We start from the raw sequence: 12438 nt of genomic DNA, 5'->3' as shown, positions 1-12438 counted from the left end.
GGTGTCTAGTCGAAAGTGGTCTGCGAGCAGGCGTCCGGGGTGGTGAGGTTCACGCCGGCGTACACCACCTGGATGTGTGAGCACACGATGTAGTCCGCGTCGAGCTTCGGCTGGCCGGTCGACCAGTCGGTGGGCCAGGTGTTGCCCTGGAGTCGGTACTTCTCCACCGGTCCGCTACCGAAGTAGATCGTGGTGAACTCGACCGGGCCGATCGACTTGAACATCCGGGTGTTCTCTGCCTGGAAGGCGGTGTCGAGATAGACGATGCGGTCCATCGATCGCAGCGTGGTGGTCTGACGGGCCCACAGATCGCTGGGGAAACCGATCGCGCCCGCAGGAGTGCGGAGATTGGCGCTCGCGGTGAAGAAGCACTGGTTCACGGCGCGCACGCAGTCCGCTGTGGTGTGCACTTCGATCGAGGTCACGGGATCGACGGGGATCGACGCATCGGCGGTGTCCACCGCGGCGTGTGCCCCGGCCGCGGGCGCGAACAACGCCAGCACGACCGAGGTCGCCGCGGCCATCGAAATCCTGGAGAACGCGGACTTCTGGGCAAATCGTTTCACGTGTGCCTCCCGTGGCGGAATGGTAGTCCGCGGCTCATTCGTCGTAGGTGACTTCAACCGAATCGGAGCGCGGGTGCGCCTGGCAGGCCAGGATCAGGCCCTCGTCGAGATCCTGCTGTTCGAGGACATCGTTGACCTCCATCTCGACGTCGCCGGACTTGGTCAGCACCGCGCATGCGCCACAGTGACCTTCGCGGCAGGAGAACGGCGCGTCCAGTCCCTTGGCGAGCAGCACGTCCAGCAGCTTCGCGCTCCGCGGCCAGGACACCTCGTGGGTGTCTCCGTCGAGCGTCACGGTTGCCGTCGCGGGACCTTCGTCGCTGTCGTCCTCCTCGACCACCACCGCAGCGAACGGGTCGGACTCCAAGGACTTGAACACCTCGATGTGGACGCGCTCGCCCGGGACACCCGCCGACTTCAGCGCCTCCTCGGCGGCGGCCATGAACGGGCCCGGGCCGCAGATGAACGCCTCGCGTGCGGTGTACGGGGCCACCAGGCCGGACAGGTCGGTGGCACTGGGCAGCCCCTGCACCGATTCCAGCCAGTGGACTGCGTTGAGCCGATCCGGATACTTGGCGGCCAGTTCGCGCAGTGCGGTGGCGAAGATGACGGAACTCTCGTCGCGATTGGCGTAGACCAGCGTCACTTTGCCGCTGCCCTCGGTGAGCGCGGACTTCAGGATCGCCATCATCGGGGTGATGCCGCTGCCGGCGGCGAGCAGCAGGAAATCGGTGTCGAGGTCGTCGGGCACGAAGGTCCCCGACGGTGCCAGCACGTGCATCTTCATGCCCGGTGCAGCGTGGTCGCACAACCAGTTCGACGCATAGCCGTCGGCGGTGCGCTTGACCGTCACGGTCAACGGGTCGCCGCTGAAGGGTGAGCTGCACAGCGAATAGCAGCGGGCCACCGAACCCGTGCGGTCGCTGGGCACCCGCAGCGTCAGGAACTGGCCAGGGGCGTAATGGAGTTTGTCGGCCGGGATCCCCGGGTCGTCGGGGACCTTGAACACCAGCGACCGGGCGTCGGCGGTCTCGTCGACGACGTCGGCCACCTCCAGCTCGAGCACGTGGCTGCCGAGCGGCTCATCCGTCACTGCTGTGCCCTCCTCGCATCGATAACTAGAACAGGTTACAGAAATGCATGTCCGCAGGTCCAGCCGCCACAGCAATGCGCTGCTCGACACAAATCGTAACGTGTTCTAATCTTTCCGTTAAGCGATCTGCTCTTCGTGCAAGCGCTCATCGCAAGCCCTAGCTCCCGGGAGGCAATCCGTGACGTCCATTCAACAGCGTGACGTGCAGGCGGTTCTAGCCGGCATCGACGATCTACTGCCGCTGATCGCCAAGCGTGCCCAGTCCGCCGAAGAGCTGCGCCGCCTCCCCGATGAGACGGTCAACGAACTCGACGCGGTCGGCTTCTTCAAGCTGCTCCAGCCCGAGCAGTGGGGCGGTCTGCAGTGTGACCCCACCGTCTTCTACGAGGCCGTGCGGCGCATCGCCAGCGCGTGCGGTTCCACCGGGTGGGTGTCGTCCATCATCGGTGTGCACAACTGGCACCTGGCCCTGTTCGACCAGCAGGCACAGGACGAGGTGTGGGGCAGTGACCCCACGGTGCGTGTGTCGTCCTCGTACGCGCCGATGGGCGCCGGCACCGTCGTCGACGGCGGCTACCTGGTCAGCGGCGCGTGGCAGTGGTCCTCGGGCTGTGACCACGCGACATGGGCGTTCCTCGGCGGCCCGGTCATCAAGGACGGTAAGCCGGTCGACTTCGGCAGCTTCCTGATCCCGCGCAGTGAATACCGCATCGACGACGTCTGGCACGTCGTCGGGTTGAAGGGGACCGGCAGCAACACCGTCGTCGTCAAGGACGTGTTCGTGCCGCGGCACCGGTTCCTGTCCTACAAGGCGATGAACGACCGGACCGCCGGCGGCCTGGAGAACAACACCGCGCCGGTGTACAAGATGCCTTGGGGGACGATGCATCCCACCACCATCTCGGCCCCCATCATGGGAATGGCATACGGCGCGTACGACGCCCACGTCGAACACCAGGGCAAGCGGGTGCGTGCCGCCTTCGCCGGTGAGAAGTCCAAGGACGACCCGTTCGCCAAGGTGCGCATCGCCGAGGCTGCCAGCGACATCGATGCCGGCTGGCGACAGCTGATCGGCAACGTCCGCGAGGAGTACGAACTTCTCAAGGCCGATGAAGAGATTCCGTTCGAGCTGCGTGCCCGAGCCCGGCGCGACCAGGTGCGCGCCACCGCCCGCGCGATCGCGTCGATCGACCTGCTGTTCGAGAGCGCCGGCGCGACCGCGCTGCAGACCGACGCTCCCGTGCAGCGGTTCTGGCGGGACGCGCACGCCGGTCGTGTGCACGCGGCGAACGAGCCGGAGCGGGCCTACCTGATCTTCGGAAACAACGAGTTCGGCCTGCCACCGCAGGACACGATGGTTTGATCGGTCGGCCTGATGACATCCTTCGCAGCAGAAGCCGCTCAACAGCAAGAAATCACCTTCGAGTCGACCTCCCGGTACGCGCAGGTCCGCGATGACATGCGGCTGCACTACCACGAGGCCGGTGTCGGCCATCCCGAGAAGGTGGTGTTACTGCACGGTGGCGGCCCCGGTGCGTCCAGCTGGTCGAACTTCGGCCGCAACATCGCGGTGCTGGCCCAGCACTTCCACGTGTTGGCTGTCGACCAGCCCGGCTACGGTCATTCGGACAAGCACGCCGAACACGAGCAGTACAACCGCTACAGCTCGACGGCGCTGCTGAACCTGTTCGACCATCTGGGCATCGAACGCGCAGCGCTGGTGGGCAACTCACTCGGCGGCGGCACCGCGGTGCGGTTCGCGCTGGACAACCCGAAGCGTGCCGGTCGGCTCGTGCTGATGGGCCCGGGCGGCTTGAGCGTCAACCTCTTCTCACCCGACCCGACCGAAGGCGTGAAGCTGTTGGGCCGGTTCGCGGCGGACCCGACGCGCGAGAACATCGAGAAGTTCCTGCGCATCATGGTTTTCGATCAGACCCTGATCACTCCCGAGCTGGTCGAGGAGCGGTTCCAGATCGCCAGCACCCCGGAGTCGCTCGCCGCCACCAAGGCGATGGGTAAGTCCTTCGCCGGAGCGGATTTCGAGCTCGGCATGATGTGGCGTGACGTGTACAAGCTCCGTCAGCGGGTGCTGCTGATCTGGGGACGCGAGGACCGGGTCAACCCGCTCGACGGGGCGCTGGTGGCGCTCAAGCAGATTCCCCGCGTTTCGCTGCATGTGTTCGGGCAGTGCGGGCACTGGGCGCAGCTGGAGAAGTTCGACGAATTCAACAAGCTGACCATCGATTTCCTCGGGGGCTTGTGATGAGCGCTTGCGCGAAGAACGGAGGCACCAGATGAGCATCCGATCGCTGGGATATCTACGCATCGAGACCACCGACATCGCAGCCTGGCGCGAGTACGGGCTCAAAGTGCTCGGCATGGTCGAAGGTTCCGGCAGCACCGAGGGCGCCCTCTATCTGCGCATGGACGAGTTCCCCGCCCGGCTGGTCATCGTGCCGGGCGAGCACGAACGGTTGCTCGAATCCGGCTGGGAGACCGCGAACGCAGCTTCCCTACAGGAGATTCGCAACCGCCTCGAGGTGGAGGGCACGCCCTACAAAGAGGCCACCGCCACCCAGTTGGCCGACCGCCGTGTCGACGAGATGATCGTCTTCGACGATCCCTCGGGCAACACGCTGGAGGTGTTCCACGGCGTCGCGCTGGAGCATCGGCGCGTGGTGAGCCCGTACGGGCACAAGTTCGTCACCGAGGAGCAGGGCCTCGGACACGTGGTGCTGACCACCCGCGATGACGCGGACACACTGCACTTCTACCGGGACGTGCTCGGGTTCCATCTGCGTGACTCGATGCGGTTGCCACCCCAGCTGGTCGGCCGGCCGGCCGACGGCGCTCCCGCCTGGTTGCGGTTCCTGGGCGTCAACCCCCGGCACCACAGCTTGGCCTTCATGCCGGGCGAGACGCCCAGCGGGATCGTGCATCTCATGGTGGAGGTGGAAAACGCCGACGACGTCGGGCTGTGTCTGGACCGGGCGCTACGCCGCAAGGTCAAGATGTCGGCGACGCTGGGTCGGCACGTCAACGACAAGATGTTGTCCTTCTACATGAAGACGCCCGGCGGCTTCGACATCGAGTTCGGTTGTGAGGGGCTCGAAGTCGAGGACGACGACAAGTGGGTTGCCCGGGAGAGCACCGCAGTGTCACTGTGGGGCCACGACTTCAGCGTGGGCTTCAAATAGCGGTGAGTAATCCTCCCATCGACCCGCGCACCTTCCGCAGTGTGCTCGGCCAGTTCTGCACGGGAATCACGGTGATCACCACGGTGCACGAAGGTGTCCCCGTCGGCTTCGCCTGCCAGTCGTTTGCGGCGCTGTCCCTGGATCCGCCGCTGGTGCTGTTCTGTCCTACGAAGGTCTCGCGGTCCTGGCAGGCGATCGAGGCCAGTGGCAATTTCTGCGTCAACATTCTGCACGAGAACCAGAAGGACGTCTCGGCGCGCTTCGGCTCCCGGGAGCCGGACAAGTTCGCCGGAATCGACTGGGCACCGTCGAAACTGGGCTCGCCGATCATCGAGGGCTCACTGGCCCACATCGACTGCGCGGTGAACTCGGTGCACGACGGTGGGGACCATTTTGTGGTCTTCGGTGCGGTGCACTCGCTGTCCGACGTCCCGAAGAAGAAGCCCCGGCCGCTGCTGTTCTACCAGGGCGGGTACACCGGCATCGAGCCCGAGAAGAACACCCCGGCGGATTGGCGCAACGACCTCGAGGCGTTCCTGACCGCGACGACCGAAGACACCTGGCTATGACGCCGAGTGCACGAACTCGACGATCGCCGAGGCGACGTCACGGTGGACGGTCTCGTTGAGGATGTCGTGGCGAGCGCCCGCGAACTCCACCAGTCTCAGCGCCTCGATCTGCTCGGCGTAGGCGCGTACCGCACCGATCGGCGCGATCGGGTCGTTGACCCCGTGCACCGCAAGGGTGGGCACCGACAGCGACGGCAAGTCCAGGCCGAAGCGGTCCCACCCCCGGTCCAGTTCCCTGGCCAGGGTTGCGCCGTCGGCGTCGACGAACGCCAGGGGATCATTGACCAGCGAGTCCACATAGAACGGATCCGAGGACAGCAGGCCCGGATCGAGTTCGAAAGAGGTGTCGGCGTCGAGCAGTTCGGGGATCGGGACCAGCGGTGCGCCGGAGATGACGGCGCGCCGATACCGGTCCTTGCGGTCCAGTAGCCGAAACAGCGTCACGATCGCACCGAACGAATGCCCTTGCGCGAGAAGCGGAATTCCCGGTCGCCGGTCCTCGGACAGTGCGGTCAGGCTGTCGGCCAGCGCCGAACTGTCCTCGATGGACCCGAAGTCGCCCCGCTGTCCCGGGCTCAGGCCGTGGCCGAACTGGTCGACTGCCCACAGGTCGATGCCTGCGGCGTTCAGGGCGAATCCGTACCGGTGGTACAAGCCCGTGTGCTCGCCGAACCCGTGCAGGAAGATGACGGCGGCCCGTGGCTCGGCGGCGGCCCAGTGCCGGTAGTACGCGCGGCCACGTTCGTGTTCGATGAAGGGCATGCCATGACTGCACCAGGTTTGGTGTGCCGGGTGCAAGCCCCCCGCGGTCGAGACAATACCGAAAGGTGAGAGCACTGGGTACCTATGTGGTCACCGGATCAGCATCCGGAATGGGTCATCAGGCGGCGCAGCGGCTCCGCGCCGACGGGCACGTGGTGATCGGCGTGGATCTGCGGGACGCCGAGGTGGTGGCCGACCTGTCCACCGCATCGGGGCGGACCACTGCGGCGACACGCGTGCTGCAGCTCGCCGAGCGCCTCGACGGCGCGGTGCTGGCGGCGGGTATCGGTCCGACGCCGGGGGCGGACCGTGCCGGCCTGATCTATCAGGTCAACTTCTTCGGGGTGGTCGATCTGCTCAACGCCTGGCGCCCCCGGCTGGCAGCCGCGCACAGAGCGAAGGTCGTTGTGGCGGCCAGCAATTCGACCACGACAACGCCGGCGGTGCCCCGACGGGCCGTGCGCGCCCTGCTCGCCGGCGACCCGCACAAAGCCCAGCGCGCCGTGCGGCTGCTCGGCCCGGCCGCACCGGCGATGGCCTACGCAGCGTCGAAGATCGCGGTAGCACGGTGGGTGCGGCGACAGGCCGTTACCTCCGACTGGGCGGGCGAAGGTATCCGACTGAACGCGCTGGCGCCCGGTGCGATCCTCACCCCGCTGTTGGAGAAGCAGCTGGCAACTCCGAGGGAAGCAAACACCGTCAACGCGTTCCCGGTGCCGGTGGGTGGGTTCGGGGACCCGGGCAGCCTGGCCGACTGGATGCTGTTCATGCTGACTGATGCCGCCGACTTACTCTGCGGCAGTGTGATATTCGTCGACGGCGGCTCCGACGCCTACTTCCGGGCGGACGCCTGGCCGAAGGCGCTTTCAGCGTTCGGCCTGCCCCGTTATCTGTGGCGTTTCGCCGCTTTCGGCCGTCGACGGTGACCCGGCCCTACGCCGGCCGAGAAGCATGTCACGCTGGTCGTCCATGCGCGCGGTGATCGCGTCGACCACCGCGGCGACCTCGGCCCGCCGCAGTGTCTCGGCACGGGTGACGAGCCAGTAGGTCAGACGGATCGACACCGCATCGGTCAGCACGCGGATCAGGTCATCGTGGCGGTCGGCCATGAAGCACGGCAGCAGACCGAGGCCGGCGGCGGCCCTGGTGGCTTCGACGTGGACGAACACGTTCGTCGACGTCACCGACTCCCGCATCGCCGGCGCAAAACTCGTCGCCAGGTCGAGGTCGTCGACCTGGAGCATCGAATCGATGAAGTAGACCAGCGGGTAGCGCTGCAGATCGGCGATGCTCGACGGTGCGCCGTGCTCGTCGAGGTAGTGCCGGGAGCCGTAGAGGCCCAGGCAGTAGTCGCCGAGTCGCAGTGCCTTGGCGCGGTGCACGGTCGGTTCGCCGACCACCACCTCGACATCCAGTCCCGAGCGCTGTTGGGTGGCGCGCCGGGTGGCGGCGACGATCTCCACCGCCACCTTGGGGTGATTGCGCTGCACCGCGGCGGCCGCGGGAGCGGCGATGTAGGCGGAGAAGCCGTCGGTCGCCGAGATCCGGACCACCCCTTCCAGCGCGCGGCGCCCTCCGGCGTCGACGGCCAGCGAACGGACCGCCGACTCGACCACCTCTGCCGCTGCCAGCGCCTCGCGTCCGAGATCGGTGAGCTCCCAGCCGCCGCCCACGCGGGCCAGCACCCTCCCGCCCATCGCCTGTTCGAGGGCGGCGATGCGGCGACTGATCGTGGTGTGGTTGAGGCCGAGTTCATCGGCCGCCGTCGTGTACCGGCCGGTCCGCCCCACCGCCAGCAGGACCAACAGATCGTCGGGGCTTGGGTGGTGATCCAGCGGCGGCATATCTGCATGTTTGCAGAAGGTTCCTGCAGTTTTGGTCATTGCCGCCGGTAGGCAGCTGCATGAATACTCACATTGAACTGTGGTCGGCGTCACAAAGAAGGGATTCCCATGAGCACACACCATGAGCCGGGGACCGAAGAACCACGGTCGGCGACCGCCGGCCTCAAACGCGTCGTGGTGGCCTCGATGGCGGGGACGGTCGTCGAGTGGTACGAGTTCTTTCTCTACGCCACCGCTGCCACGCTGGTGTTCAACAAGATCTTCTTCGCCCAGAGCACGAGCGAGGCCAACGCGCTGATCGCGGCGCTGCTGACCTACGCAGTCGGCTTCGTGGCGCGTCCGCTGGGCGGCATCGTCTTCGGGCACTTCGGCGACAAGTACGGCCGCAAGAAGCTGTTGCAGTTCGCGATTCTGCTCGTCGGCGCCGTGACCTTCCTGATGGGTTGCCTGCCGACCTACGGACAGATCGGCATCTGGGCACCGATACTGCTCGTCCTGCTGAGATTCCTCCAAGGTTTCGCAGTGGGCGGCGAATGGGGTGGAGCGGTCCTGCTGGTCGCCGAGCACAGCCCGGACAAGCAACGCGCCTTCTGGGCCAGTTGGCCGCAGGCCGCGGTGCCCGTGGGCAACCTGCTTGCCACCGTGGTGCTGCTGGTGCTCACCGGTGTGCTGTCGGACGAGGCGTTCCTGTCCTGGGGTTGGCGGGTCGCGTTCTGGCTGTCTGCCGTGGTGGTGGTGATCGGTTACTACATCCGCACAAAGGTCACCGATGCGCCGATCTTCCTGGAAGCGCAGGAGGAGGTCGAACGGACCAAGGCCGTGTCCTACGGTGTGTTCGAGGTGCTGAAGCGTCATCCGCGTGGGGTTTTCACCGCCATGGGGCTCCGCTTCGCGGAGAACATCATGTACTACCTGGTCGTCACGTTCTCGATCGTCTACCTGTCGACCCATGTCGGCGCGGACACCGGCGACATCCTGTGGTACCTGTTGGCTGCGCATGCGGTGCACTTCCTGGTGATCCCGCAGGTCGGCCGGCTGTCGGATCGGTACGGGCGCCGGCCGGTGTACATCGTGGGTGCCATTCTCGCGGGTACCTGGGGGTTCTTCGCGTTTCCGATGATGAACACGGCGAACTACCTGCTGATCATGACGGCCGTCATCGTCGGTCTGATGATCCATGCGCTGATGTACGCGCCACAGCCGGCCATCATGGCGGAGATGTTCCCCACCCGGATGCGGTATTCCGGTGTCTCCCTTGGTTACCAGGTGACATCGATCGTCGCGGGCTCGCTGGCGCCGGCCATCGCCACATGGTTGCTCGACCGATTCGACTCGTGGGTGCCGATCGCCCTGTATCTCGCCGGCGCCGCGGCGATCACCTTGGTGGCTGCCCTGTTCAACCGGGAGACCAATGGTCTGGACCTGAAAACCCTCGACGAGGCCGACCGCGAGCAACTCGCGAAGGCCGGCGTTCTGTGAGCGAGCTCAGCGGTCGCACCGCGCTGGTGACCGGCGGTGCGAGCGGCATCGGTGCGGCGTGCGCGCGGGAGTTGGCTGGCCGCGGGGCGTCGGTCACGGTCGCCGACATCGACGACGTCGGAGCCAAGTCCCTGGCGAAGGAGATCGGCGGAACTGCCTGGGCGGTGGATCTTCTTGATGTCGAGGCGTTGGAGGGCCTGCAGCTGAGCACCGACATCCTGGTCAACAACGCCGGTGTGCAGAGCATCAGTGAGATCGCCGAGTTCCCACCGGAGCGGTTCCGGATGATGATGGCTTTGATGGTGGAGTCGCCGTTCCTGCTGATCCGCGCGGCGTTGCCGCACATGTACCGCAGCGGTTTCGGCCGCGTCATCAACATCTCTTCGGTACACGGTCTTCGCGCGTCGCCGTTCAAGGTCGCCTATGTCACCGCAAAGCACGGCCTCGAGGGGCTGTCGAAGGTGACGGCCCTGGAGGGCGGTCCGCACGGCGTCACGAGCAACTGCATCAACCCCGGCTATGTCCGCACCCCGCTGGTGACCAAGCAGATCACCGACCAGGCCAAGACGCACGGCATCCCGGAGAACCAGGTGATCGCCGAGATCCTGCTCAAGGAGAGCGCGGTCAAACGTCTCGTCGAGCCCGAGGAGGTCGGCGCCCTGGCGGGTTGGCTGGCATCACCGGCTGCTGGCATGGTTACGGGAGCTTCGTACACGATGGACGGCGGATGGAGTGCGCGTTGACAGCGACGGTAGTGCCGCGGGCGGCGGGTCGCCCATGACACCCCAGTGGGTTCCCACCGACCGAGATGTCGCCGACGCCCGAGTCACCGACTTCGCACGGTTCGCCGAGCAGCGCACGGGTTCCGTGTTCCCGGACTACCACGCGCTGTGGCGCTGGTCGGTCGCGGACATCGACGCCTTCTGGGCGACGTTGTGGGACTACTTCGAGGTCGGTGAGCGCGGGCCGACGGTTCTCGACAGCGATGACATGCCCGGTGCCCGGTGGTTCCCCGACACCCAGCTGAACTACGTCGACCAGATCGTGCGCAACGCGCGCACGGACCGGCCCGCGATCATCTACGTCAACGAGGCGGGACCGGACCGCGAGATGTCGTGGGAGGAACTGCTCGGACGCACCGCCGCATTCGCCGATGCGCTGCGCGCGGCCGGTGTCGGCCCCGGTGATCGTGTCGCCGGGTACCTGCCCAACATCCCGGAAGCGGTGATCGCGTTCCTGGCCACCGCCGCCATCGGCGCGGTCTGGAGCGCCTGCGGACAGGACTACTCGGCGAAAGCCGCCCTCGACCGGCTCGGCCAGCTCGAGCCCAAGGCGCTGGTGACCGCGGACGGATACACGTTCGGCGGGAAGTACCGGCACAAGACCGACGAGGTCGCCGCGCTGCGAGACGGGTTGCCCACTCTGGCAGCGACGTTCACCGTCGACGACCTCGCCGCACGCAGCGACGGCCCGATCAACACCGTCGCGGTTCCGTTCGAGCACCCGCTGTGGATCCTGTTCTCGTCGGGAACCACCGGACTGCCCAAGGGGATCGTGCACGGTCATGGCGGGGTGGTGCTGGAACACCTGAAAGCGGTCGCGCTGCAGTCCGACATCGGCGGCGACGACACCTTCTTCTGGTTCACCAGCCCCAGCTGGATGATGTGGAACTTCCAGGTCGCGGGACTCCTCGTCGGTGCCACGATCGTCTGCTATGACGGCAGCCCGTCGGCGGGCCGGCCGGACGCACTGTGGGAGATCGCGTCCCGGGTCGGCGCGACGGTGCTCGGCACCAGCCCCGGCTACGTGCTGGGCTGCATGAAGGGTGAGGCGCAGCCGAAAAGCACCCATGACCTGTCGACACTTCGGACGGTGGGGATCACCGGGTCGTCGCTGCCGCCCGCATCGTCTCTGTGGTTGCGAGACAACGTCGGTGACCACGTCCAGGTGGCGTCGATCAGCGGCGGCACCGATGTGGTGTCGGCGTTCATCGGCGGTGTCCGCACGGTGCCGGTCTGGCCCGGTGAGTTGTCCGCGCCGTTCCTCGGCGTCGCGTTGGACGCGTGGGACGAAGACGGTAAGCCGGTGCGAGGAGAGGTCGGCGAACTCGTCGTCACCAAGCCGATGCCCTCGATGCCGGTCTGCTTCTGGAACGACCCGGACGGACAGCGTTACCGCGCCGCGTATTTCGAGATGTTCCCGGGGGTGTGGCGTCATGGCGACTGGATCACCATCACCGACCACGACAGCGTCATCGTGCACGGACGCTCGGATTCCACGCTCAACCGGCACGGCATCCGGATGGGCAGCGCCGACATCTATCAGGCCGTCGAAAGCCTGCCGGAGGTCGTCGAAGCACTGGCGATCGGCGCCGAACAAGCCGACGGCGACTACTGGATGCCCTTGTTCGTGGTCCTCGCCGAAGGCGTCGAACTCGACGACCCATTGCGCGACCGCATCAACGGCATCGTCCGGTCCGAGGTGTCGCCGCGCCACGTCCCCGACGAGATCATCGTCGCCCCAGGCGTTCCGCACACCCGCACGGGCAAGAAACTCGAGGTGCCCATCAAGAAGCTGTTCCAGGGCGGCGACCCGGCCAAGGTCGTCGAGCGCAGCGCCGTCGACGATCCGGACCTGCTCGATTGGTACGTCACGCAGCGTCGAAGGTGACGAGGTCGATGCTGAGTTGGCCTTCGACGAGGCTGATCCTGCGTCGGCGCGGTGGTCCGGGTAGTGGTGGGGCGGTGGAGTGGTAGACCGCTCCGGTGGGGGTGCGGTACTCGGCGCGGTGTTCCCCATCGGCCTCGGTGGTGCTCACCTGCCAGCCGGGGGCTTCTTTGGCGTAGTTGCAGGCTTCGCAGTCACCGAGGCCGTTGCGGGCGCTGGTCGGTCCGCCGTCGCGGGCTGGGGTGGCGTGGTCGCAGTGCC

12 protein-coding genes and 1 pseudogene are annotated in these 12438 nt (G+C 66.6%); 8 read left to right on the top strand and 5 right to left on the bottom strand.

The window, feature by feature from the left end; all coding sequences use genetic code 11:
* Positions 1–5: 5 nt before the first annotated feature.
* Together WA944_RS08770 and WA944_RS08765 are read right to left on the bottom strand one after the other, a co-directional pair.
* Complete coding sequence (locus WA944_RS08770) at positions 6–524, bottom strand: hypothetical protein (protein WP_526370821.1); 519 nt, start codon at positions 522–524, stop codon at positions 6–8.
* A gap of 76 nt (positions 525–600) precedes the next feature.
* The gene (locus WA944_RS08765) at positions 601–1704 is read right to left on the bottom strand and encodes a 2Fe-2S iron-sulfur cluster-binding protein (RefSeq protein WP_526370823.1); all 1104 of its coding nucleotides are present in this window, start codon (positions 1702–1704) and stop codon (positions 601–603) included.
* A gap of 133 nt (positions 1705–1837) precedes the next feature.
* Between WA944_RS08765 and hsaA the strand changes: the two genes are divergently transcribed.
* The 4 genes from hsaA to hsaB are packed head-to-tail and all read left to right on the top strand — an operon-like array spanning position 1838 to position 5425.
* A complete protein-coding gene (gene hsaA, locus WA944_RS08760) occupies positions 1838–3022 on the top strand; it encodes a 3-hydroxy-9,10-secoandrosta-1,3,5(10)-triene-9,17-dione monooxygenase oxygenase subunit (protein ID WP_526610913.1) in 1185 nt (394 codons plus the stop codon).
* A 12-nt stretch (positions 3023–3034) separates the two neighbouring features.
* Positions 3035–3922: a 4,5:9,10-diseco-3-hydroxy-5,9,17-trioxoandrosta-1(10),2-diene-4-oate hydrolase gene (gene hsaD, locus WA944_RS08755; protein ID WP_526372861.1), complete on the top strand. Its 888-nt coding sequence runs from the start codon at positions 3035–3037 to the stop codon at positions 3920–3922.
* 31 nt (positions 3923–3953) lie between these two features.
* Entirely contained in the window at positions 3954–4856 is a 903-nt protein-coding gene (gene hsaC / locus WA944_RS08750; RefSeq protein WP_526372860.1) for an iron-dependent extradiol dioxygenase HsaC, read from the top strand.
* 2 nt (positions 4857–4858) lie between these two features.
* On the top strand, positions 4859–5425 hold the full coding sequence (gene hsaB / locus WA944_RS08745; RefSeq protein WP_163895125.1) for a 3-hydroxy-9,10-secoandrosta-1,3,5(10)-triene-9,17-dione monooxygenase reductase subunit: 567 nt from the start codon (positions 4859–4861) through the stop codon (positions 5423–5425).
* Here hsaB and WA944_RS08740 read toward each other — a convergent pair.
* On the bottom strand, positions 5420–6187 hold the full coding sequence (locus tag WA944_RS08740) for an alpha/beta hydrolase (RefSeq protein WP_526372858.1): 768 nt from the start codon (positions 6185–6187) through the stop codon (positions 5420–5422). The genes hsaB and WA944_RS08740 overlap by 6 nt on opposite strands.
* A gap of 74 nt (positions 6188–6261) precedes the next feature.
* Here WA944_RS08740 and WA944_RS08735 point away from each other — a divergent pair, with 74 nt between their 5' ends.
* Positions 6262–7113, top strand: a complete 852-nt coding sequence (locus WA944_RS08735; RefSeq protein WP_526646751.1) for an SDR family oxidoreductase — start codon at positions 6262–6264, stop codon at positions 7111–7113.
* On the opposite strand, the gene WA944_RS08730 is transcribed toward WA944_RS08735, so the two are convergent.
* The gene (locus WA944_RS08730; RefSeq protein WP_526372856.1) at positions 7054–8031 is read right to left on the bottom strand and encodes a LysR family transcriptional regulator; all 978 of its coding nucleotides are present in this window, start codon (positions 8029–8031) and stop codon (positions 7054–7056) included. The two genes, WA944_RS08735 and WA944_RS08730, sit on opposite strands and share 60 nt — an antisense overlap.
* Before the next feature lie 108 nt (positions 8032–8139).
* On the opposite strand from WA944_RS08730, the gene WA944_RS08725 reads away from it, so the two are divergent.
* Genes WA944_RS08725 through WA944_RS08715 form a run of 3 tightly spaced genes read left to right on the top strand, consistent with a single transcriptional unit; the run spans position 8140 to position 12180 of the window.
* Positions 8140–9510 (top strand): MFS transporter, encoded by a 1371-nt coding sequence (locus tag WA944_RS08725; RefSeq protein ID WP_526372855.1) that lies wholly within the window; start codon positions 8140–8142, stop codon positions 9508–9510.
* Positions 9507–10253 (top strand): 3-hydroxybutyrate dehydrogenase, encoded by a 747-nt coding sequence (locus WA944_RS08720; RefSeq protein ID WP_526372853.1) that lies wholly within the window; start codon positions 9507–9509, stop codon positions 10251–10253. The genes WA944_RS08725 and WA944_RS08720 overlap by 4 nt, the downstream gene beginning before the upstream one ends.
* Before the next feature lie 34 nt (positions 10254–10287).
* On the top strand, positions 10288–12180 hold the full coding sequence (locus WA944_RS08715) for an acetoacetate--CoA ligase (protein ID WP_526372851.1): 1893 nt from the start codon (positions 10288–10290) through the stop codon (positions 12178–12180).
* Here WA944_RS08715 and WA944_RS08710 read toward each other — a convergent pair.
* Positions 12161–12438: pseudogene (locus WA944_RS08710) on the bottom strand (HNH endonuclease); the annotation flags it as partial. The gene WA944_RS08715 and the pseudogene WA944_RS08710 sit on opposite strands and share 20 nt — an antisense overlap.

Origin of the sequence: Mycobacterium sp. (assembly GCF_049683355.1) — a bacterium.
GTDB lineage: Bacteria > Actinomycetota > Actinomycetes > Mycobacteriales > Mycobacteriaceae > Mycobacterium.
This window is presented reverse-complemented; position numbering and strand designations above follow the sequence as displayed.

Coding starts and splice junctions, on each gene's coding strand:
- WA944_RS08770 (WP_526370821.1), bottom strand. CDS start 524: ATGGCCGCGGCGACCTCGGTCGTGCTGGCGTTGTTCGCGCCCGCGGCC.
- WA944_RS08715 (WP_526372851.1), top strand. CDS start 10,288: ATGACACCCCAGTGGGTTCCCACCGACCGAGATGTCGCCGACGCCCGA.
- WA944_RS08740 (WP_526372858.1), bottom strand. CDS start 6,187: ATGCCCTTCATCGAACACGAACGTGGCCGCGCGTACTACCGGCACTGG.
- WA944_RS08725 (WP_526372855.1), top strand. CDS start 8,140: ATGAGCACACACCATGAGCCGGGGACCGAAGAACCACGGTCGGCGACC.
- hsaD (WP_526372861.1), top strand. CDS start 3,035: ATGACATCCTTCGCAGCAGAAGCCGCTCAACAGCAAGAAATCACCTTC.
- WA944_RS08730 (WP_526372856.1), bottom strand. CDS start 8,031: ATGCCGCCGCTGGATCACCACCCAAGCCCCGACGATCTGTTGGTCCTG.
- hsaC (WP_526372860.1), top strand. CDS start 3,954: ATGAGCATCCGATCGCTGGGATATCTACGCATCGAGACCACCGACATC.